Origin of the sequence: Polaromonas sp. YR568 (assembly GCF_943369415.1) — a bacterium.
GTDB lineage: Bacteria > Pseudomonadota > Gammaproteobacteria > Burkholderiales > Burkholderiaceae_C > Polaromonas.
In genome coordinates this window covers 77,081-94,275 of record NZ_CALRNF020000025.1, presented here as the reverse complement: position 1 = coordinate 94,275, position 17,195 = coordinate 77,081, and the positions used below count along the sequence as shown (strand labels likewise).

The 17,195-nt window shown below is 64.5% G+C and carries 20 protein-coding genes; 12 read left to right on the top strand and 8 right to left on the bottom strand.

Annotated elements, in window-relative coordinates; translation table 11 throughout:
* The first annotated feature begins 432 nt into the window (after positions 1–432).
* From ACLV74_RS16400 to ACLV74_RS16370, 7 genes are all read left to right on the top strand, one after another.
* Positions 433–750: a hypothetical protein gene (locus ACLV74_RS16400; RefSeq protein WP_411880466.1), complete on the top strand. Its 318-nt coding sequence runs from the start codon at positions 433–435 to the stop codon at positions 748–750.
* Between the two features lie 73 nt (positions 751–823).
* Positions 824–1,474, top strand: coding sequence for a peroxiredoxin (locus tag ACLV74_RS16395; RefSeq protein ID WP_411880465.1), 651 nt, complete (start codon positions 824–826; stop codon positions 1,472–1,474).
* 19 nt (positions 1,475–1,493) lie between these two features.
* Positions 1,494–2,093: an RBBP9/YdeN family alpha/beta hydrolase gene (locus tag ACLV74_RS16390; protein WP_411880464.1), complete on the top strand. Its 600-nt coding sequence runs from the start codon at positions 1,494–1,496 to the stop codon at positions 2,091–2,093.
* Positions 2,090–3,091, top strand: coding sequence for a sulfate ABC transporter substrate-binding protein (locus ACLV74_RS16385; RefSeq protein ID WP_411880463.1), 1,002 nt, complete (start codon positions 2,090–2,092; stop codon positions 3,089–3,091). Before ACLV74_RS16390 ends, ACLV74_RS16385 begins: the two co-directional genes overlap by 4 nt.
* Before the next feature lie 9 nt (positions 3,092–3,100).
* Positions 3,101–3,994, top strand: coding sequence for a sulfate ABC transporter permease subunit CysT (cysT, locus tag ACLV74_RS16380; RefSeq protein ID WP_411880462.1), 894 nt, complete (start codon positions 3,101–3,103; stop codon positions 3,992–3,994).
* The gene (gene cysW, locus ACLV74_RS16375; RefSeq protein WP_411880461.1) at positions 3,991–4,908 is read left to right on the top strand and encodes a sulfate ABC transporter permease subunit CysW; all 918 of its coding nucleotides are present in this window, start codon (positions 3,991–3,993) and stop codon (positions 4,906–4,908) included. The genes cysT and cysW overlap by 4 nt, the downstream gene beginning before the upstream one ends.
* Before the next feature lie 13 nt (positions 4,909–4,921).
* A complete protein-coding gene (locus ACLV74_RS16370; RefSeq protein WP_411880460.1) occupies positions 4,922–6,010 on the top strand; it encodes a sulfate/molybdate ABC transporter ATP-binding protein in 1,089 nt (362 codons plus the stop codon).
* Between the two features lie 50 nt (positions 6,011–6,060).
* Here the strand turns inward: ACLV74_RS16370 and ACLV74_RS16365 are convergent, their stop codons facing one another.
* On the bottom strand, positions 6,061–6,948 hold the full coding sequence (locus tag ACLV74_RS16365; RefSeq protein ID WP_411880459.1) for a LysR family transcriptional regulator: 888 nt from the start codon (positions 6,946–6,948) through the stop codon (positions 6,061–6,063).
* 94 nt (positions 6,949–7,042) lie between these two features.
* Here ACLV74_RS16365 and ACLV74_RS16360 point away from each other — a divergent pair, with 94 nt between their 5' ends.
* Positions 7,043–8,077 (top strand): NAD-dependent epimerase/dehydratase family protein, encoded by a 1,035-nt coding sequence (locus tag ACLV74_RS16360; RefSeq protein ID WP_411880458.1) that lies wholly within the window; start codon positions 7,043–7,045, stop codon positions 8,075–8,077.
* A gap of 73 nt (positions 8,078–8,150) precedes the next feature.
* Here ACLV74_RS16360 and ACLV74_RS16355 read toward each other — a convergent pair whose 3' ends face one another.
* The 3 genes from ACLV74_RS16355 to ACLV74_RS16345 are packed head-to-tail and all read right to left on the bottom strand — an operon-like array spanning position 8,151 to position 9,268.
* Positions 8,151–8,426 (bottom strand): DUF2277 domain-containing protein, encoded by a 276-nt coding sequence (locus ACLV74_RS16355; protein WP_411880457.1) that lies wholly within the window; start codon positions 8,424–8,426, stop codon positions 8,151–8,153.
* 47 nt (positions 8,427–8,473) lie between these two features.
* Positions 8,474–8,884 (bottom strand): VOC family protein, encoded by a 411-nt coding sequence (locus tag ACLV74_RS16350; protein ID WP_411880456.1) that lies wholly within the window; start codon positions 8,882–8,884, stop codon positions 8,474–8,476.
* A gap of 30 nt (positions 8,885–8,914) precedes the next feature.
* Positions 8,915–9,268, bottom strand: coding sequence for a VOC family protein (locus ACLV74_RS16345; protein ID WP_411880455.1), 354 nt, complete (start codon positions 9,266–9,268; stop codon positions 8,915–8,917).
* A gap of 207 nt (positions 9,269–9,475) precedes the next feature.
* Here ACLV74_RS16345 and ACLV74_RS16340 point away from each other — a divergent pair, with 207 nt between their 5' ends.
* The gene (locus ACLV74_RS16340) at positions 9,476–9,982 is read left to right on the top strand and encodes a disulfide bond formation protein B (protein WP_411880454.1); all 507 of its coding nucleotides are present in this window, start codon (positions 9,476–9,478) and stop codon (positions 9,980–9,982) included.
* Positions 9,983–10,063: 81 nt separating this feature from the next.
* Here the strand turns inward: ACLV74_RS16340 and ACLV74_RS16335 are convergent, their stop codons facing one another.
* From ACLV74_RS16335 to ACLV74_RS16320, 4 genes are all read right to left on the bottom strand, one after another.
* Positions 10,064–10,327, bottom strand: coding sequence for a hypothetical protein (locus ACLV74_RS16335; RefSeq protein ID WP_411880453.1), 264 nt, complete (start codon positions 10,325–10,327; stop codon positions 10,064–10,066).
* 132 nt (positions 10,328–10,459) lie between these two features.
* Positions 10,460–10,729 carry a hypothetical protein gene (locus ACLV74_RS16330; RefSeq protein WP_411880452.1) on the bottom strand — a complete coding sequence of 90 codons (270 nt, stop codon included), beginning with the start codon at positions 10,727–10,729 and terminating at the stop codon, positions 10,460–10,462.
* A 182-nt stretch (positions 10,730–10,911) separates the two neighbouring features.
* The gene (locus ACLV74_RS16325; RefSeq protein WP_411880451.1) at positions 10,912–11,343 is read right to left on the bottom strand and encodes a TA system VapC family ribonuclease toxin; all 432 of its coding nucleotides are present in this window, start codon (positions 11,341–11,343) and stop codon (positions 10,912–10,914) included.
* Positions 11,340–11,636, bottom strand: coding sequence for a hypothetical protein (locus ACLV74_RS16320; RefSeq protein WP_411880450.1), 297 nt, complete (start codon positions 11,634–11,636; stop codon positions 11,340–11,342). The genes ACLV74_RS16325 and ACLV74_RS16320 overlap by 4 nt, the downstream gene beginning before the upstream one ends.
* Positions 11,637–11,741: 105 nt before the next feature.
* On the opposite strand from ACLV74_RS16320, the gene imuA reads away from it, so the two are divergent.
* The 3 genes from imuA to ACLV74_RS16305 are packed head-to-tail and all read left to right on the top strand — an operon-like array spanning position 11,742 to position 17,188.
* Positions 11,742–12,569 (top strand): translesion DNA synthesis-associated protein ImuA, encoded by an 828-nt coding sequence (imuA, locus tag ACLV74_RS16315; RefSeq protein WP_411880449.1) that lies wholly within the window; start codon positions 11,742–11,744, stop codon positions 12,567–12,569.
* Complete coding sequence (locus ACLV74_RS16310; protein ID WP_411880448.1) at positions 12,529–13,977, top strand: Y-family DNA polymerase; 1,449 nt, start codon at positions 12,529–12,531, stop codon at positions 13,975–13,977. Before imuA ends, ACLV74_RS16310 begins: the two co-directional genes overlap by 41 nt.
* Positions 13,978–13,987: 10 nt before the next feature.
* The gene (locus ACLV74_RS16305; protein ID WP_411880447.1) at positions 13,988–17,188 is read left to right on the top strand and encodes an error-prone DNA polymerase; all 3,201 of its coding nucleotides are present in this window, start codon (positions 13,988–13,990) and stop codon (positions 17,186–17,188) included.
* The last annotated feature ends 7 nt before the right edge of the window (positions 17,189–17,195 follow it).

Below are 17,195 nucleotides of genomic sequence, written 5' to 3'. Positions count from 1 at the left end.
ACCCTGGTTGCTGCGTCCCTCCGCTTCGCTACGGGCAACCTGCGGTGCTCGGTCCAGCCGGGGTCAAAAACAACTCGCCTGCGGCTCAAACAAGTTTTTGCCCTGATCCGTCTGGCCCTGCGCTCCTCGGCGCATCCACAAGGGGTGGGGAAGGAATACCAAACGGCCGCACACACGGGGCCGGGCCGTTGCGCCGGTCCCGGTTTTGGCATACCATTCGGGCCGGTGCTGAACACACCTTCCGTCAGCGGCCCAAACCGCGCCCGACAGCCAGCGGTTTTTTTGCGCCTGTACTCCGTATAGGCCGGGTAGCGTGCAGTAATAAAACACCTTTCGGGGGAACGCTGCGGGCCGTCTGACGGCGGTGTTCAAGTACCCGGCCGCCTCTCTGAACAGGAGGTGAAATTTGAACAAAACCGTCAGGAAGGCCATATGGCTGCTCAACTCTCTCAGAACGCATCCTCGAATTTCGACCTGGTCGCCGCAAAAGTACGCGGCCTCATCTCGCAACTCCCGCGAAAACTATCAGTGGTTCACACCACGATTCAAGCCATGAAATTGGCAGGGGACCCCATGCATGGCAGCCACGAGAAAATTTACTGGCCTGATGTGATGGACGCCTTGCAGGAACTCACCCCCGGCGTTCCGCAGGTCGAGGCGCAGCTCGAAGCAATCCTCAACGATCTCATGGCTTTGCGGGAGGAAGTTAAGCAAGCAAAAGCTCGTTATGCAAAAAACCAGATAAATTAAGAGCAATATATTCTTTTGAGTTTTAACGCTTGCTCCCCACAATGCTTTGATCAAGCAACCCAAGGAGCAAACCATGGCCACTCTCAGACTCGGCGACACCGCCCCCGACTTCACCCAGGACTCCACCGCCGGCAAGATTTCCTTCCATGAATGGGCCGGCGATTCCTGGGTTGTGCTGTTTTCGCATCCCGCGGATTTCACCCCCGTCTGCACCACCGAACTCGGCAAGACCGCAGCCCTGAGCGGTGAGTTCGCGAAGCGCAACGTCAAGCCCATCGCGGTCAGCGTGGATCCGCTGGAATCCCACGGCAAGTGGATCAACGACATCAACGAGACGCAGAACACCACGGTGAACTTCCCCATCCTGGCCGACGCGGACCGCAAGGTGGCCGGCCTCTACGACATGATCCACCCGAACGCCTTGAGCACCGGCCCCACGGCCACTGTGCGCAGCGTGTTCATCATCGACCCGAAGAAGGCCATACGCACCACCTTCACCTATCCCGCCAGCACGGGCCGCAACTTCGACGAAATCCTGCGCGTGATCGACTCGCTGCAGCTGACCGACGGCTACAAGGTGGCCACGCCGGTGAACTGGAAGGACGGCGACGACGTGATCATCGTGCCCAGCCTGCAGGACCCGGCCGAACTGGCCCAGCGTTTCCCCAAGGGTTTTACGGCCGTGAAGCCTTACCTGCGGATTACCCCTCAGCCGAACAAGTAACCAGACGGGTTCACGCAGCGTGCGCTTCATCATCGTCCCCGGCTGGCGCGACTCCGGCCCCGGCCACTGGCAAAGCCTGTGGGCCGAGCGCCTGAGCAATGCGGTGCGCGTGCGGCAGGACGACTGGATCACGCCTTCGCGCAAGGCCTGGGTGGCGTCGATTGCCAACACCATCCTGCTGCAGAACGAGCCGGTGGTGATCGTTGCGCACAGCCTGGGCTGCATCGCGACGACGCACCTGCCGCCCGAGGCGGCCGAACGGATACAGGGCGCTTTGCTGGTGGCGCCGGCCGACCCGGAACGCCGCGCCGTGCTGAGCGACTTCGCCCCCGTGCCTTACCAGAAGCTGCCTTACCGCAGCGTGCTGGTGGCCAGCAGCAACGACCCTTTCTGTCCGGTGCGCCTGGCCGGCGCTTATGCCCGCGCCTGGGGCAGCGAGTTTGTTCGCCTGCAGGATGCGGGGCACATCAACGTCGAATCGGGCCACGGCGACTGGCCGCTGGGCATTGCCCTGCTGCAGTCCCTGGCCGGCGACGCATCGCTCTCGGCGCCGCAGCTTGATTTTTCTTCACCGCAGATTTCTTCGTCTTCTTCTTTCGGATCCCTGGAAACGGCATGACCTCCTCAAAACTCAAAATCGCTCTTGCAAGCCTGGCCCTGGCAACGAGCGGTATCGCCCTGGCACAAACGCAAACGCTGCTCAACGGCTCCTACGACGTCGCGCGCGAGTTCTACAAGGACTACAACGCGGCCTTTATCGCCAACTACAAAAAGACCACCGGCAAGGACGTGAAGGTCGACCAGTCGCATGCGGGTTCCAGCGCCGTGGCGCGTTCGGTGGCCGACGGCCTGGACGCCGACGTGGTCACCATGAACACCTCGACCGACGTGGACTTCCTGGCCACGGCAGGCGTGGTCGCCAAGGACTGGAACAAGAAGTTTCCCGACAACGCCTCGCCGACCACCTCGACCATGCTGTTCCTGGTGCGCAACGGCAACCCCAAGGGCATCAAGGACTGGGACGACCTGATCAAGCCAGGCATCCAGGTCATCGTGGTGAACCCCAAGACCGGCGGCAACGGCCGCTACGCCTACCTGGCCGCCTGGGGTTATGCCAAGAAGAAGGGCGGCACCGACGCGCAGGCCGCCGAGTTTGTCGGCAAGCTTTATAAAAACGTGCCGGTGCTGGGCAAGGGCGGGCGCGATGCGACCACCGTGTTCCTGCAGCGCAATATCGGCGACGTGCTGATCACCTTCGAGTCCGAGGTGCTGTCGGTGAACAAGGAATTCGGCGAAGGCAAGGTGGATGCGATTTATCCGTCCATCAGCGTTGTGGCGGAAAACCCCGTGGCGGTGGTCGAGCGCACCGTGGCCAAGAAGGGCACGGCCGACCTCGCCAAGGCCTACCTCAATTACCTCTATTCGGAAGAAGGCCAGGAAATCGCCGCGCGCCACGCGCTGCGCCCGCGCTCGCAAGCCGTGCTCAAGAAATACGCCAGCACCTTCAAGCCGCTGCAGCTCTTCACGGTGCAGGAAGTCTTCGGCAGCCTCGGTGAAGCGCAAAAAGTGCACTTCAACGACGGCGGGCAGTTCGACAAGCTGTACACCGTCAAATAAAACTTCGCCATGACTGCCTTGTCTTCTGTGGCGCCGCCTTCTGCGGTGGCGCCGGGTGTGCCTGCGGGTAGCAAAAGGGCCGCCAAACGCGTGCTGCCCGGCTTCCGGCTGACGCTGGGCTACACGGTGCTGTACCTGAGCCTGATTGTGCTGATCCCGATCTCGGCGCTGTTCTTCAAGACTTTCACGCTGAGCTGGGAACAGTTCATCACCGCCGTGACCTCGCCGCGCGTGCTGGCGTCCTACCGGCTTACCTTCGGCGCTTCGCTGATCGCCGCGCTGGTCAACCTCGTCTTCGGTCTGCTGCTGGCCTGGGTGCTGGTGCGCTACAAGTTTCCGGGCAAAAAGATCGTCGACGCGCTGGTGGACCTGCCTTTTGCGCTGCCCACGGCCGTGGCCGGCATTTCGCTGACGGCCTTGCTGGCCGGCAACGGCTGGATAGGCCAGTACCTGGAACCCATGGGCATCAAGCTGGCCTTCACGCCGGCCGGCGTGGTGATCGCGCTGATCTTCATCGGCTTGCCGTTCGTGGTGCGCACGGTGCAGCCGGTGCTGGAAGACGCCGAGAAAGAGCTTGAAGAAGCCGCGACCTCGCTGGGTGCCACGCGTCTGCAGATCTTCACCAAGGTCATCCTGCCGCACATCACGCCGGCCTTGTTGACCGGTTTTGCCATGGCGTTTGCGCGCGCCATCGGCGAATACGGCTCGGTCATCTTCATCGCCGGCAACATGCCCATGATCTCTGAAATCACACCGCTCATCATCATCGGCAAGCTCGAGCAGTACGACTACGCCGGCGCCACCGCCGTGGCCGTGGTGATGCTGCTGGTGTCCTTTGTGCTGCTGCTGGTCATCAACGGCCTGCAGGCCTGGCAGCGCCGCAACGCGGGAGCCCCGGCATGAACACCGCTTCTTCCCCCATCAACCGGCGCGTGCGCGCCGGCACCACCGAAGCGCCGTGGGTGCGCTATACGCTGATCACGGTGGCACTGCTGTTTGTCGTGCTGTTCCTGGTGCTGCCGCTGGCGGCCGTGTTCACCGAGGCCTTGCGAAAAGGCTTTGGCGCCTACCTCGCCGCGCTGCGCGAGCCCGACGCCTGGTCGGCCATCAAGCTCACCTTGATCGCCGCGGCGATTGCCGTGCCGCTGAACCTGGTGTTCGGCGTGTCGGCCGCCTGGGCCATTGCCAAGTACGAGTTCCGTGGCAAGTCGGTGTTGACGACGCTGGTCGATTTGCCGTTTTCGGTCTCGCCCGTGGTGGCCGGATTGATTTATGTGCTGATCTTCGGCGCGCAGGGCTGGTTCGGGCCCTGGCTGATGGCGCACGACATCAAGATCATCTTCGCCGTGCCCGGCATCGTGTTGGCCACCGTGTTCGTGACCTTTCCTTTCATCGCGCGCGAGCTGATCCCGCTGATGCAGGCACAGGGAAACGACGAAGAGCAGGCCGCCATCGTGCTGGGCGCGACCGGATGGCAGACCTTCTGGCACGTCACGCTGCCCAACATCAAGTGGGGCCTGATCTACGGCGTGATTTTGTGCAATGCGCGGGCCATGGGCGAGTTCGGCGCGGTGTCGGTGGTCTCCGGCCACATCCGCGGGCAGACCAACACCTTGCCGCTGCACGTCGAAATCCTCTACAACGAATACCAGTCGGTGGCCGCGTTTGCCGTGGCCTCGCTGCTGGCCATCCTCGCGCTGGTCACGCTGGTCATCAAGTCGGTGGCCGAATGGCGCCACGAAGCCGACATGAAAGCCGCGGCCGATTTGCCGCCTGAGCGCCCGCAAGCCATCGCAGGCGCCGTCGCCGCCCGCTAAAGGAATACACACCATGAGCATCGAAATCCGCAACGTCAGCAAACATTTTGGCGACTTCCAGGCCCTGGGCGACGTGAGCCTGGACATTCAATCGGGCGAGCTGGTCGCCTTGCTGGGCCCCTCGGGCTGCGGCAAGACCACGCTGCTGCGCATCATTGCCGGCCTGGAGAACGCCGACCGCGGCAGCATCCTCTTCAGCGGCGAAGACACCACCGACGTGCACGTGCGCGAGCGCCAGGTCGGTTTTGTGTTCCAGCATTACGCGCTGTTCCGCCACATGACGGTGTTCGAGAACGTCGCCTTCGGCCTGCGTGTCAAGCCGCGCGGCGTGAGGCCCAGCGAGGCGCAGATCAAGGAAAAAGTGCATTCGCTGCTGAACCTCGTGCAGCTGGACTGGCTGGCCGACCGCTTTCCCTCGCAGCTGTCGGGCGGGCAGCGCCAGCGCATCGCCCTGGCGCGCGCGCTGGCGGTAGAGCCCAAGGTGCTGCTGCTCGACGAGCCCTTCGGCGCGCTGGACGCCAAGGTGCGCAAGGAATTGCGCCGCTGGCTGCGCCGCCTGCACGACGACCTGCACGTCACCAGCATTTTTGTGACGCACGACCAGGAAGAGGCGCTGGAAGTCGCCGATCGCGTGGTGCTGATGAATGCCGGCAAGGTCGAGCAGATCGGCTCGCCGCAGGAAGTCTGGGACCACCCGGCCAGCCCTTTTGTCTACGGCTTCCTGGGCGACGTCAACCTGTTCCACGGCCGCGCCCATGAAGGCGAAGTGCAGCTCGAAGGCCTGCGCCTCAATTCGCCGGAACATGCCGGCGCGCAGGACGCCAAGGCCTTTGCCTATGTGCGCCCGCACGACCTGGACGTGCAGCGCTATTCACCGGGCGCCGAAGGCATCGTCGCCCACCTGGAGCGCGCCATCGTCATCGGCCCCATCGCGCGTCTCGAGCTGATTCCCGCCGAAGGCTATGAACAAAAAGGCAATGTCTCGGGCGACGCCATCATCGAAGCCCAGATGCCCTCGCAGCAGTTCAAGGACATGGGCCTGCGTGAAGGCGACATGCTGGTGGTGACGCCGCGCAAGGCCAGGGTGTTTGTGGAGGGGTAGTTGCGGGCGTGTGCAGGCAACCGGTGATGCAGATCGAATCTTGCCCGACTTCAACCGATATGCTGCTGCAGACCTTCGACCAATGCGTCGAAGGTTACACGGCAACGCGGGCTGTGGCGCAGGTCTTCGTGCATGGTCAGCCAGGTTTCGAGCTTGAAGGACAACTCGCCGGGCAGAACCCGCACCAGGGCGGGGTCACGCGCCGCCAGCGCTGACTGGCACACGCCAATGCCGGCGCCGGCACGTATCAGTGCCAGTTGCGCGAGGTCGCTGTCGGTACGCGTGGCAAATGCCGTCCGTTTCCATGCTGGCAAGGCTTTGCGCGCCGAACGCAGGAAGGGTGTCTCTTCGTCAAACCCAATCAGCGCATGCTGGGCCAGGTCCGTTGACGACTGCGGCGTGCCGCGCGCGTCCAGGTAATCGCGGCGCGCGTAGAGACCCAGCTCCACTTCGCCCACGCGGCGGGCGATCAACAGGTCCTGCTTGGGCTGTGTCATTCGCACGGCAATGTCGGCTTCGCGTTGCAGCAGGTCCTGCACGCGGTTGGTCAGCACCAGTTCGATGGTCAGACCCGGGTGCGTGCGCTGCAGTTGTGTGACGATGGGCGGCAGCACTTCGACACCGATGACTTCGCTTGCCGTGACCCGCACCGTGCCGCGCACACCGTCACCCTGGCTCTCGGCGGCGCGGCGCAGGGCGGCTGCGGCGCTGGCCATTTCTTCGGCGAAGGGCTGCAGTCCCAGCGCGGCTTCGGTAGGCGCAAAACCGGTTTGCGAGCGTGTGAACAGCGCCAGGCCGAGTGACTTTTCGAGTGAAGCGACATGGCGTCCGACCGTAGGCTGTGCCACCCCCAAAGACCGTGCGGCACCTGAGAGCGAACCCTCGTGCAGCACCCCTAAAAATGAACGGTAAAGCTCCCAGCCAGCGTCTTCTTCCATACAAAAATGTATAGCTGATACCCTGCTTTAGTCAATTCCATTTTGATGCCCCGGGGCCCAGAATTTCCCCATGACAACTTTTTTGGGAATTGACATGAGCAGAAAACAAGACAGATCAAGCACAGCACTGGTGCTGGGCGCAACCGGTGGCATCGGCGGTGAGGTCGCGCGGCAACTGGAGGCGGCGGGCTGGCAGGTTCGCGCGCTTCACCGTGGCGAGCCGCGGCCGGGCGAGCAACGCGGCGGCATCACCTGGCTGCGTGGCGATGCGATGAATCCCGGTGATGTCATGGCTGCGGCACAAGGCTGCGGCGTGATAGTCCACGCAGTCAATCCGCCCGGCTATCGTCGCTGGGGCGAGCTGGTGCTGCCCATGCTGGACAACACGATTGCGGCCGCCCGGGCGCAGGGCGCGACCGTCGTGCTGCCCGGCACGGTCTACAACTACGGGCCAGACGCATTTCCCAACCTCCGGGAGGATTCACCACAACACCCGCAAACTGCCAAAGGTGCGATTCGTGTGCAGCTTGAGCAGCGCCTCAAGGACGCGACCAGCGACAGTGGCCAGAGCGGCTGCCGGGTGATCATCGTGCGCGCGGGGGATTTTTTCGGGCCGAGGGCCGGTAACAGCTGGTTCTCGCAAGGCCTGGTGCGGCCGGGCGCTCCGGTGCGCAGTGTGAAGCTCCCTGGCAAACCCGGCGTCGGCCACCAATGGGCCTATTTGCCGGATGTGGCGCGTACCATGGTCGCCTTGCTGGCACGGCGTGACGTTCTGCCTGCATTCGCAACATTCCATATGAACGGCCAGTGGGACGCCGACGGCCGCCAACTGGTTGAGGCTATCTGCCGTGTCGTCGCACGGCGCGGTGGCCCTCAGCCGTCCATAAGATCCTTTCCCTGGTGGGCGGTGACGCTGGCAGCGCCCTTTGTTGAGACCCTGCGCGAGCTGCGCCGGATGCGCTACCTCTGGAACACGCCGGTACGCATGGACAACGCCTCCCTGGTGGGGGTGCTCGGTGCGGAGCCGCACACGCCGCTAGACATTGCGGTGGAGGAAACACTGCAAGGGCTGGGCTGCCTTGGTGCGCATGGCGGGGATTTCAACCAGGGTGTTGCGCGTCGTGGCTGATGCAAGCCAAGCTCAGCCTTGTGATGTCGTCAAACGCTTTCGGTCAGGCGAGGTCGACTTGCGGGAGGCCCGGCTACTGGCTCGTGCCAAACCTCAGTGCCGACCTGGCCCGCGCCCGTTCGGCTTCCACTTCCCGATTGCGCGGTTCGGCGTTAGTTACCAATGTCCCGATCAGCACCCGTGCCGACGCCGCCACCTCTTCCACCGCCCGGTCAAACGCGGCTTCGTTGGCCTTGGAGGGCACGTTGAAGCCGCTGAGCTTCCTGACGAACTGCAGGGAGGCATCGCGGATTTCCAGTTCGGTGGCGGGCGGCTCGAAGTTGAACAAGGTCTTGATGTTGCGGCACATGCCGGCTCCTTGAGGCAAAGACTTTCCGTTGAAGTACCGGCCTCTGCCTAAGCGGCAGGCTTGAGCACCACCGACTCAGCCGAGGCGACGAAGGGCCCATGGTAGACCGCCTCGATGTTGTTGCCGTCCGGGTCCAGCACAAAAGCCGCATAGTAGCCCGGGTGGTATTTTCGCTCGCCCGGCGCGCCGTTGTCGGTGCCGCCGGCGGCCAAAGCGGCTTCGTAAAAGGCTTTGACGGCCGCCTGGTCTTTGGCCTGGAAGGCCAGGTGGACGTGCGAGGTGGCGCCGTCGGCCTGGTCTATCCACAACTCGTCGGCCGAGAAATGGCCGTCGGCTTCCTGGATGGCGCCGGCCTTGCCCAATGATTGCAGGACGGCGCGGTAAAACTGCTTGCTCGCCGCCAGGTCGTGGGCGCGCAGATGGATGTGGTCGACGAGGCGGCCGCGGTGGAATTCCATGGTTTTATCCTTCCTGGTTTTTGACGGCTTTCAGCGGATCACGCCGGGCATCAGGGCTTCGGCAATCGCGATATGGTTGCCGTCGGGGTCGGTGATCATCACCGTCCTGACCATGTCGGTGGCGGTTTTGTGGCTGGTGTCTATGCCCAGTTTTTGCAGGTGCTCGATTTCCGGTTCGAGGTCGTTGACGGCCAGGGTCACCGAACCTTCGCCGGCGCGCTCGGGCAGTTCATAGATCTGCAGGCCGCCGCCACGCCTGAACTGCCATTCGCCGACTTCAGGCATGGGGCGGCTGGCCTTGGCGTCCAGCAGTTTTTCATACCAGGGCAGGGCGGTGGCCAGGTTGCGGACGGCGACGCTGGCGAGGGCGTTTTGCACAATCATGTCGGTCTCCTGAAAATAAGTAGTCCTGAAAATTTACGCCTGCCCGGCAATGCCATCTGTAGGAAAAATACCGGCAACACGTGGTGAAACGCCGGCCCGAGTCGACCAGGATTGGCCCTGAATGAATCGCCGGCGGGAACTTATCCCGGCCCGAACGCCCGAACCCCTGGACAATCCATAATCCATCCAGAAAAAAGAGGGCTCCTGATGTTTTTGACGTATTTCGACGCCATGCCGCGCCGCGTGCTGGCGCTGGTCTCCGTGGCCTGCGTGGCCATGCTGGCTTTCGGCCTTTACCTGCAGCATGTCGTCGGCCTGGAGCCTTGCCCGATGTGCATCGTGCAGCGTTACGCGCTGGTGCTGGTGGCCGTGGTGGCGGGCGTGACCGCCATTGCCAAAAGCCGCGGTTTCCTGTTGGCCGGCTCCGGCGTGATGGTGTTGCTGGCCGGCTTCGGCGCCTTCGTGGCGGCGCGCCAGAGTTTTCTGCAGTGGTACCCGCCCGAGATCGCCTCCTGCGGCCGCGACTTCTACGGAATGATCGAGACCTTCCCCTTGAAGCGGGTGATCCCCATGATCTTCAAGGGCAGCGGCGACTGCACCAAGATCGACTGGACCTTTCTGGGCGGCTCGATTGCCAACTGGTCGTTTGTCTGCTTTGTGGTGATCGCACTGGTGGGGCTGCTGCTGATCGCCCGCCTGGCGCGCAGGCGGTAAACCTCGTCCCCTGAACGGGATTTTCCTGCGTCGGGTTCGGTGCCCCGGGTCCGTTGGCATCCGGGACACCGCCTTTCAGATTCAAGCAACGGCGACGACGATGGCGTTCTGGTTGACGGTCACATTGAAAGTGACATTGGCCTGGTCGGGCACATTGCGGGCTTGTGCGATGGACGTCGGGTTCGTCGTCTTGTAGATGGTGATCGTTTTGTCACCCGCGGCGACCGCCAGGGGCTGGCCGAATTGCGCGCCGCCGTTCAGGCCCCATCGCTTGTCCCCCAGAGTGGCCGCCGTCACGTTTTCCTTGTCTGTTCCGGCGGTGATATTCACGGTTACGTTGGTCATGTTTTTTCCTTCAAGGTGAGTTGGGTTTTTCCTTCCGTGGTTGATCGCGGAGGGATCAAAAATTTACCGCGGCGGCAAGCGAGAAGCCATTACAGGGGATGACAGATGACTGCGCCGGCCCCGGGCGCCTGCTCAAGCCACGACCTGCGAGACGGTCATGTCGTTCTGGTTCACAAGCACGTTCAAGGTGAGGCTGCCGCCGGCAGGCACCTCAACGGGCTTTGTGAGCTGGGCCGGGGCCGTGGTCTTGTAGATCGTGAGGGTTGCGCCGCCTCCGTTCACGGCCAGGGCCTGGCCGAATTGGGCCGAGCCATTGGCGCCCCACCGCTGGTTGCCCAAGGTTGCGGCGGTCACGTTTTCCTTGTCCGATCCACCCGTTATGTTCACTGTGACGTTGGCCATATGTTCTCCTTCAAGGGGTTGTCAAAAAGTCCCTCAAGTTGCGCACCCGAAGGAGGAGGAAATTTACCGCCGCGGTCATGCACAAGCCATTACAGGGCATTACGGTTTTTTTGGGCGTGCGCTGGCCGGGTCAGGCGATGGCAGGCCGCCGTCCAGCTTCGTTCACGCGATTCCTGGGTGGTTCAGATTTTCAGCTGCAAAAAATCCAGGGAGTCGTATTGCGTGAATCCCGCATCAAACGACACCATGCGGCAACCAGCGGTTACCGCAAAGCTGGCGAGCCATGCGTCAGTCCAGTCTCGGGTACGAAAATCCGGGCGAGTGGTGTAGCGGCGCATCTGCGCTTCGGCCGTTGCGGGCTCAGGCAGCAACACAGCGCGGCCATCGCTTAGGTGCGCCTCATAGATGGCCCATGCCTCTTCCGGCGTATGGGCTGCTGCACCCATCACTGCAGGTTGTGTCACCAGGCGCAGAAAACCCTGCATGCTCGAGCGGCAGAACGCCAGAGGTGAAGAGGCTTCGACCCAGTACTTTTTGGCGGCTTCGTGGTGCGTATGCCCGGGGTGCGCCAGCGCCAGCCAGACGTTCACGTCCAGCAGGTCGGGCGCTGTCATCGGATAAACCCGATGCGCCGCAGTTTCTCCATGTCTTCTTGCAGCGCCTGGTCTTCAAGCTGCTCGTTGCTTTGGGCTGGAGTTGGCTTCGCAGCTTCGCCCTGTGGGTTCTGAAGCCGCTTCAACACCGGCAAGGTGGGCGTCGCTTGTTGCGCAAGATCCGGTGTGGCGGGCATGCGCATCGCCCGCTGAATCAATTCGTTCAACAGGGACTTCAGGCTTTGGCCGTTCTGCGCTGCGCGGGTTTTAAGTTCTCGCAACAAGGAATCAGGCAAATCAAGTGTGGTTCGCATCATCGCATTTTAGCATCAATGTGTTTTTTTGAATAAATGGAATCCATAGGGGGAAGACAATATACTGTATTTAAATACAGTATTTATCGGATTTGAACCCTCGCCATGCTTTCGTCATCCCCCGCAGCCCGCGCCTTGCCGGACTTCGCCAACGCCAATGTCTGGCGCGCCGGCGAACTCGGCAGCGCGAGTGTGCAAACCATTGCCACCGGCTATGGGGCGCTCGATGCCGTGCTGCCGGGCGGCGGCTGGCCGCAGGGGGCGCTGATCGAGGTGCTGCAGCCGCAGGCCGGTGTGCATGAGTGGGGTCTGGTGGCTGCGGCGCTGGCGGCTTTGCAGGCCCGGGCGCTGGGTGAGCTGACCGTGCTGGTGGGCGCACCCTGGCTGCCTTTCGGACCTGCATTGGGCGCGCGTGCGCTGGACATGCGGCGCTTGCTCAGCATCCAGGGCAAGCCCGGCGACGCACCTTCGCTGCTGTGGGCCACGCGTGAAGCCCTGCAATGCGCCGACGTGCAAAGCGTGCTGGCCTGGCTGCCCGATGCGCGCAGCGCGCATGTGCGCCGCCTGCAGATCGCGGCCCATGCGCACCACAAGCTGCTGTTTGTCTTCAGGCCGCTGCGGGCGCAGCACGAATCTTCGCCCGCGCCGCTGCGTTTGCGCGTGGAGGGCGTGGCCGGCGAGGCGGGCCTGCTGCGCGTCGATGTGTTCAAGCGCCGCGGCCCGCCGCTGGCCGCGCCGCTGCTGCTCGACACCCGGCCGGCCCGCCTGGCCGCGTTGCTGGCGGCCAGCCGCGAAAGGGCGCGGCGCCAGCGAGAAGAAGCCGGTGTGCTGGCGCCCCTGCTGCTGCCGTCGCGGGTCTCGCTTCCCCTTACATCTCCCGAGAGTCCCATCCATGCGCTGCTGGATCGCATTGCGCATCTCGACCACCACTGAGGCGGGCCCGCCGGCCCCTCCGGTGCTGGATGCCGCCGCGCTGCACCGCGCGGTGGCCAGCCTGGCGCTGGGCCTGACGCCGCGCGTGGCGCTGCTCGATGAAGCCGTGCTGATGGACGTCACGGGCAGCCTGCGCCTCTTCGGCGGGCTGGCGCGGCTGATGCAGTTGCTGGCACAGCGCCTGGACGTTTTCTTTGATGAGAACGGGCTGCAGGCCGAGGTTCACCGTGCGCAGGGCGCGACCTCCCTGATCGCGCTGGGCCGCTTGCGCTTGCTGGAGGAGGGCGGGGCCGCCGCGAAAAAGCGCGTGGCCGATTTGCCCATGCACACGCTGACGGCCGCCCGCCCGCACCTGGGCGTGCTCGAGCGCATCGGCTGCCGCACCTGGGACGACCTGCTGCGCCTGCCGCGCGACGGTGTGGCCCGGCGCTTCGGCGCGGAATTGCTGGAGGCGCTGGACCGCGCCCGCGGCAGTGCAACCGACGACTACGGGTGGCTGTTGCTGCCCGAACACTTCGAGGAAAAGATCGAGCTCAACGCGCTCGTCACCCACGCCCCGGCGCTGATGGCCGGCGTGGAGCGGCTGCTGGTGCACCTGCACGCCTGGCTGCTGGGCCGCCAGAGCGGGCTGTGCGCCCTCAAAATCACCTGGCACCTGGACAAGCGCCGCGACGTGCCGCCCACCGGCGAACTCGAAGTGCGGACGGCGCAGCCCGCGCAAGACCTGCGCCACGTGGCGCGCCTGATATCGGAGCACCTGGCGCAGCAAAAACTGCCGGCGCCAGTGCACAGCCTGAGCCTGCGGTCGCTGACCACCGAACTGCTGGCCGATTCGGCCGCCGCCACCGGCAGCCTGCTGATGGAGGCGCGCCAGCAGGGCGACGGCGTGGTGGAACTGGTCGAGCGCCTGAGCGCCCGCCTGGGCGATGCGCGGGTAGAGGCCTGGCAGCCCTGCGCCGACCACCGGCCCGAGTTGATGCAGCGCTGGGTGCCGGCCAAGGGCGTGATTGCATCGATCACCGCGCACCTCAATCCGGCCCGGGCCGGCCGCAAGCGCTCAAAGGCGGCCTCCAAAAGCCCGCCTCCGGAGACCAGAACCGAAGCTCTGTATCCGGCCTGGCTGCTGCCTGAGCCGCTCAAGCTGGCCACCGCCGGCAACAACCCCGTCTACCAGGGCAAGCTGCAGCGTTTGGCCGGGCCGCAGCGCCTGGAGGCGGCCGAATGGCTGCTGGCGGGCGGCGAGGCCAACCGCAGCGCCGGCCTCAGCGCAAAGCCGTGGGCACTGCGCGACTACTTCATCTACCGCAGCCAGCAGGGCGGCCTGCTGTGGGTGTACAGCGAGCGCCTGGGCGCCACGCCCGAATCCGCGCCGCAGCGTGCCTGGTACCTGCACGGTTTTTTTGCCTGAGGCTGTTCGTATGTCGTCCATTTACGCACTGCCCGATTACGCCGAGCTGCATGCGCTGAGCAACTTCAGCTTCCAGCGCGGCGCCTCGCATGCGCAGGAACTCGCCGAGCGGGCCTTCGAACTGGGCTACAAGGCGCTGGCCGTCACCGACGAATGCTCGGTCGCCGGTGTCGTGAGGGCGCATGAAGTTGCCAAGGCACTCGGCCTGCAACTGCTGCCGGGGGCGGAATTTCTGGTGCGGGCCGCCCATGCGTTCAGGCTGGTGGTGCTGCCCCACAACGCGGCCGGTTGGGGCAACCTGTGCGAGTTCATCACCGAGGCGCGGCGCGCCGGCGACGTGCTGGAAAAAGGCAGTTACCGCGTCGCGCGGGGTGAGACCGATTTCTCGCGCCTGGGTGATTGCGAAATCCTGCTGTCGCCTTTGCCCGAAGCGATTGACGTGCAGGCCTTGGGCGCGCACGCCGCCTGGGCTGCGGAGCTGTTCGGCGCCAGCGCCTGGCTGGCCGTCGAGCTGCAGCAGGGCCTGGACGATGCGCTGCGCCTGCAGCAGTTGCAGGAGGTGGCCGCGGACACCGGCATACGCCTGGTGGCGGCCGGCAACGTGCTGATGCACAAGCGCTCGCGCAAGCCGCTGCACGACGTGATGACGGCCATCAAGCTGGGCAAAGCCGTGCATGAATGCGGCTTTGCGCTGCAGGCCAATGCCGAGGCGCATCTGCGCCCACGCATGCGGCTGGCCGGCATTTACCCGGCCGGCCTGCTGCGCGCCACGCTGGAGGTGGCGGCGCGCTGCCGCTTCAACCTGGCCGAAATCCGCGACTTGTACCGTTACCCGGTGGAAGACATCGTGCCCAGCGTGGAAACACCCGCTCAGTGCTTGCGGCGGCTGACGGCCGAAGGCGCCAGCGCGCGTTACCCGGACGGCATTGGCTCCGACATCCAGGCCCAGATCGACAGGGAACTCGCGCTGATTGAAGAATTGCAGTACGAAATGTTCTTCATCACCGTGCAGGACATCGTCCGGTTCGCGCGCAGCAAGGGCATCCTGTGCCAGGGGCGCGGTTCGGCGGCCAACTCGGTGGTGTGTTATTGCCTGGGCGTGACAGCCGTCAACCCGGTGGAAAGCACGCTGCTGTTCGAGCGCTTCATCAGCCGCGAACGCCGCGAGCCGCCCGACATTGACGTGGACTTCGAGCACGAGCGGCGCGAAGAGGTCATCCAGTACATCTACGGCAAGTACGGCCACGACCGCGCCGCCATCGCCGCCACCGTTATCAGCTACCGCCCGCGCAGCGCGATCCGCGACGTCGGCAAGGCGCTGGCCATGGAGCCCGAACTGATAGACCTCTTTGCCAAAGAGCATTTCTGGTTTGACGGCAGCGAGGTGCTGGCGGAAAAAGTCCGGCAGGCCGGCCTGGCGGGCCGGGAAGGGCCGGTGCTGCAGTGGCTGGATTTGTCGGCGCAGCTGATCGGCTTTCCGCGCCACCTGAGTCAGCACGTGGGCGGCTTTGTGCTGACGCAGGGCAAGCTCACGCGCCTGGTGCCGGTGCAGCCGGCTTCGATGGAGGAGCGCCGCATCATCCAGTGGGACAAGGACGACCTGGATGCCATGGGCCTGCTCAAGGTCGATGTGCTGGCGCTGGGCATGCTGTCGGCGATACAGCGCTGCCTGAAGCTGGTCAATGAGACCCGGCAAAAGGACTATGAGATGCACAGCCTTCCGCTGGGAGATCCGCAAACCTACGACATGATCTGCGAGGCCGACACGGTGGGCGTGTTCCAGATCGAGAGCCGCGCGCAGATGTCCATGCTGCCGCGCCTGCAGCCGCGCACCTATTACGACCTGGTGGTGGAGGTCGCCATCGTCCGGCCGGGGCCGATACAGGGCGGCATGGTGCACCCGTACCTCAAGGCGCGCGAAACCGTGCGCAACGGCGGAAAGATCGACTTCCCGTACGAGGAACTGCGTGAAGCACTGGGCCGGACCCACGGCGTTCCCATCTTCCAGGAGCAGGTCATGCAGATCGCCATGATTGCCGCGAAATTTTCAGCCGATGAAGCCGACGACCTGCGCCGTTCCATGGCCGCCTGGAAGCGCAAAGGCGGCGTGGAGCGTTTTCACGACCGGCTGGTCAATGCCATGGCCGACAGGGGGTATGACCGCGAGTTCTCCGAGCGCATCTTCAGCCAGATCCGCGGCTTTGGTGAATACGGCTTCCCTGAAAGCCACGCCGCGAGTTTCGCCAAGCTGGTCTACGTGAGCTGCTGGCTCAAGTGCCACGAACCGGCGTGTTTCCTGGCGGCGCTGGTCAATTCACAGCCCATGGGTTTTTATGCGCCTTCACAGCTGGTGCAGGACGCGCGCAAGCACGGCGTGGAGGTGAGGGCGGTGGATGTGATGCACAGCGGATGGGATTGCACGCTCGAGCCCGCCGAAAGCACGGCTCTTTCGCAGTACCCGGGTATCCATAAAGACCAGCCCGCCGTCCGCCTGGGCCTGCGCCTGGTGTCCGGCCTGCGCGAAGACGCCGTGGCCCGCCTGGTGGCGGCGCGGGCGCAAGCGCCTTTCACCTCAACAGAAGACCTGGTGTCGCGCGCCGGGCTGGGCACCCTGGAAGTCAACGCGCTGGCCGCCGCCGATGCCTTGCTGCCGCTGTCGGGCCACAGGCGCCAGCAGGTGTGGGACGCCTCGGCCATCAAGCCTGCGCCGCGGCTGCTCAAGTCCGTGCCCACGCATGAAACGCCGCTGGCGCTGCCCGATACGCCTGAAGGCGAAAACATCCTGTTCGACTACCAGGCCACCGGCCTCACGCTGCGGCGGCATCCGGTCGCGCTGCTGAGGGAGCGGCTGGCGCGCAAGGGTCTGCTGAGCGCCAGCGAGCTCAATGCCCTGGGAGACGGCGAGGAAGTGGCCGGCTGCGGCATCGTCACCGTGCGCCAGCAGCCGCAAACCGCCAAGGGCACCATCTTCATCACGCTGGAGGATGAAACCGGCCCGGTCAACGTCATCGTGTGGAAATCCCTGCGCGAGGCGCAGCGCGCCGAGGTGCTGCATGCGCGCCTGCTGGCGGTGTACGGGGTGTGGCAGCGCAGCGAGGAAAGCGGCACCGCCAAGGGCTACGGCGCGGTGCGCAACCTGGTGGCGCACCGGCTGGAAGACCTCACGCCGCTGTTGGGGCGGTTGGGCACCTCAAGCCGCGATTTTCACTGAAGGCCGC

What these genes read in the sequence shown, in the direction of transcription:
- ACLV74_RS16310 (WP_411880448.1), top strand. Translation starts at nt 12,529, where the DNA reads ATGCGCTGCTGGATCGCATTGCGCATCTCGACCACCACTGAGGCGGGC.
- ACLV74_RS16370 (WP_411880460.1), top strand. Translation starts at nt 4,922, where the DNA reads ATGAGCATCGAAATCCGCAACGTCAGCAAACATTTTGGCGACTTCCAG.
- ACLV74_RS16305 (WP_411880447.1), top strand. Translation starts at nt 13,988, where the DNA reads ATGTCGTCCATTTACGCACTGCCCGATTACGCCGAGCTGCATGCGCTG.
- imuA (WP_411880449.1), top strand. Translation starts at nt 11,742, where the DNA reads ATGCTTTCGTCATCCCCCGCAGCCCGCGCCTTGCCGGACTTCGCCAAC.
- ACLV74_RS16325 (WP_411880451.1), bottom strand. Translation starts at nt 11,343, where the DNA reads ATGACAGCGCCCGACCTGCTGGACGTGAACGTCTGGCTGGCGCTGGCG.
- ACLV74_RS16330 (WP_411880452.1), bottom strand. Translation starts at nt 10,729, where the DNA reads ATGGCCAACGTCACAGTGAACATAACGGGTGGATCGGACAAGGAAAAC.
- ACLV74_RS16335 (WP_411880453.1), bottom strand. Translation starts at nt 10,327, where the DNA reads ATGACCAACGTAACCGTGAATATCACCGCCGGAACAGACAAGGAAAAC.
- cysW (WP_411880461.1), top strand. Translation starts at nt 3,991, where the DNA reads ATGAACACCGCTTCTTCCCCCATCAACCGGCGCGTGCGCGCCGGCACC.
- ACLV74_RS16350 (WP_411880456.1), bottom strand. Translation starts at nt 8,884, where the DNA reads ATGGAATTCCACCGCGGCCGCCTCGTCGACCACATCCATCTGCGCGCC.
- ACLV74_RS16320 (WP_411880450.1), bottom strand. Translation starts at nt 11,636, where the DNA reads ATGCGAACCACACTTGATTTGCCTGATTCCTTGTTGCGAGAACTTAAA.
- ACLV74_RS16345 (WP_411880455.1), bottom strand. Translation starts at nt 9,268, where the DNA reads ATGATTGTGCAAAACGCCCTCGCCAGCGTCGCCGTCCGCAACCTGGCC.
- ACLV74_RS16340 (WP_411880454.1), top strand. Translation starts at nt 9,476, where the DNA reads ATGTTTTTGACGTATTTCGACGCCATGCCGCGCCGCGTGCTGGCGCTG.
- ACLV74_RS16400 (WP_411880466.1), top strand. Translation starts at nt 433, where the DNA reads ATGGCTGCTCAACTCTCTCAGAACGCATCCTCGAATTTCGACCTGGTC.
- ACLV74_RS16365 (WP_411880459.1), bottom strand. Translation starts at nt 6,948, where the DNA reads ATGGAAGAAGACGCTGGCTGGGAGCTTTACCGTTCATTTTTAGGGGTG.
- cysT (WP_411880462.1), top strand. Translation starts at nt 3,101, where the DNA reads ATGACTGCCTTGTCTTCTGTGGCGCCGCCTTCTGCGGTGGCGCCGGGT.
- ACLV74_RS16360 (WP_411880458.1), top strand. Translation starts at nt 7,043, where the DNA reads ATGAGCAGAAAACAAGACAGATCAAGCACAGCACTGGTGCTGGGCGCA.
- ACLV74_RS16355 (WP_411880457.1), bottom strand. Translation starts at nt 8,426, where the DNA reads ATGTGCCGCAACATCAAGACCTTGTTCAACTTCGAGCCGCCCGCCACC.
- ACLV74_RS16395 (WP_411880465.1), top strand. Translation starts at nt 824, where the DNA reads ATGGCCACTCTCAGACTCGGCGACACCGCCCCCGACTTCACCCAGGAC.
- ACLV74_RS16385 (WP_411880463.1), top strand. Translation starts at nt 2,090, where the DNA reads ATGACCTCCTCAAAACTCAAAATCGCTCTTGCAAGCCTGGCCCTGGCA.